This is a genomic window from Pseudomonas sp. FSL R10-1339 (assembly GCF_009600545.1).
GTDB classification, from domain to species: Bacteria; Pseudomonadota; Gammaproteobacteria; order Pseudomonadales; family Pseudomonadaceae; genus Aquipseudomonas; species Aquipseudomonas bubulae.
Map to the genome: position 1 here is coordinate 1 of NZ_WIVQ01000200.1, position 2,042 is coordinate 2,042.

2 protein-coding genes are annotated in these 2,042 nt (G+C 49.5%); both read right to left on the minus strand.

Annotation, left to right across the window (positions count from 1 at the left end):
• A partial coding sequence (locus GHO03_RS24290) for a replication initiator protein A (RefSeq protein ID WP_218574326.1) occupies positions 1-1,230 on the minus strand: 1,230 nt, incomplete at its 3' end.
• Between the two features lie 308 nt (positions 1,231-1,538).
• Positions 1,539-2,042, minus strand: a 504-nt coding sequence (locus GHO03_RS24295; RefSeq protein ID WP_153400668.1) for a division plane positioning ATPase MipZ, incomplete at its 5' end; no start/stop codon positions are given.

Consider the following 2,042-nt stretch of genomic DNA (forward strand, 5'->3'; position numbering starts at 1 on the left):
CTTCGCTGGCCGGCCAGCGAAGGATTCGAGCAAACGCATCGCATCGCGTATATAGAACGTGACCTTTACATCAGCGATAGCTCGTTCTGAGCTAATTACGATCCGGTATTCTGGCAATATGTTCGCTTCAGCAAGCTTTTTAAGTGCTTCATGGAACTCGTAGATAGACCCCCGACTTCCAGACTTATCGAGTAAGAGAGGTAAACCAATTGTCCACTTTGCCTGCCTGCCGCAATGCTTGCGTGCTAGCTCGTAAACTCGTCGAGCTATTGGTTTCCTAAGCCTGAAATAGTCGGGATGAATCGTCAGTACGTCAAAGGCCTGAACAGCGTTATAGAGCCACTCAGACATGGTTACCTCAACAGCAATCATCCGTTCATCACTTGAACGCTCTACAATCTTCCAACGATCAATGATGCCAAAACCTTCTTTAATTCGTTGCCCTCCAGTTCGTATATCTGTCGTAATACGCGTCCCCGCAAGACGCTCAAAAGCAGCTTGGAGACGACGGTAATCATCCCCTCCAACGCCACGATTAGTACTTACTAGAAAGTCATAGACAGTAAAGCGGACAACCCTATTCTTAGCATCTTCACGGCCACGGTTTAGCGCCTCAGTAAGCTGGCTAACGACATAAATCAAAACATCTTTGTCATGTTGCGTCGCACGCCCCAAAACAGACGGTGTGACCTTTACAGACTTAGACCCATCGCGGCTTTGCCATTTCCAAACTGAGAGATCCGGACGTGTAGATAAGGTAAAAATAGGAGCTTCCATACTTGCCTGAACATCTTTCAATGTGTAATCAAAGATGTCCGCTAGGAAAAAGTCTCTATTGGGATGGCGCTGCTTCAACAACCCGCTGTCATTAGAAAGCCTAGTTACAGGTCTATTGGAGCGCAGCGCATTAATTTTTTCCTCGATATTGGCTTGCGTAATCAATAGCCCATCGCGAAGGAGGATTGATAGCTCTGCGCCTTCTGTATCTCCGTCGATCAGAAACTGTGTATGTTCACGCGTGCGCTCAGTAATCTGTTCTGAAAGCTCTCGATGCCAATTTTTAAGGACGCTGACCCGGTCCGAAACAGATTCTTCTGACTCTGCCGGCTCAACCTGGCTCGACACTGAGTTAAATAGATCCGCCTGCTCCCCAGCGACAGCACTCTTTTCCTGGAGCATTCGGATTTGCTGCTCAAGCCTACTTTCTGTTTTCGTGAGACGCTTAGTCATGGATCTCTCAATTAATAATTATGAATTACTAAATCATAAATCCATGTAGCCCAAGCGCCTCACGCACTAAGGCACTTACCGTCTTAGGCCCGTCTCCTTTCCGCTTGTTTTCACGAGCGCGGTCCTCTAATTGCTCAATCAGGGCGGGAGGCAGGCTAATAGTCAGAGGCTTCGCTTTCTTCGCAACAGTATTCTGCTGTGCCTCTCCATACGGTTTATCGACCAAATCACGAGCCAGAGCCTCGACCTGGGCTTGGCTTGGCATAGGCTTCGTCTTCAATTTGGCCGCAACAGTTTGACTAGGTGGTTTAGGCATTGCCGTAAAGCTCCTCGGTCAGTTGTTCAATCTCGGCGATAGCTTGTACGTTGTCACCTTCCAACACAGAACGGCCGTAGGGAATCGCATCCTTATAGGCCTTTCGGTAGTAACCAACTGATTCCAGCGGTTGGATGCTCGGAAACTCAGCCAGGTACGCGAGGAACTCCTTTCGTTCTGTCTCGCGTACTGCAGGATTCGTACTTGCCATAGAGTGGTACGCCAAAACCCGAAGATCGGGATTCAAGTCACGTATCCGCTCACACTGCTCCTGGAGCTCGCCTAACGTGTCCAGGTCAAGTTGGCTGCACTGGTGGGGAGCAACAATCACGTCAGCGACCACCGCGCCCGTCACCAACTCACGCGAATTACGACCTGCAACATCGACCAGGACATGATCGAACTTTTCGCCAAGCGTTTTGAGAGTCGCTGTGATGTTGTCTCTTTTTTCAATGAGAGTAAGAGAAGGCGTCAGCCCCGCAGCTTCGCGCTCGGC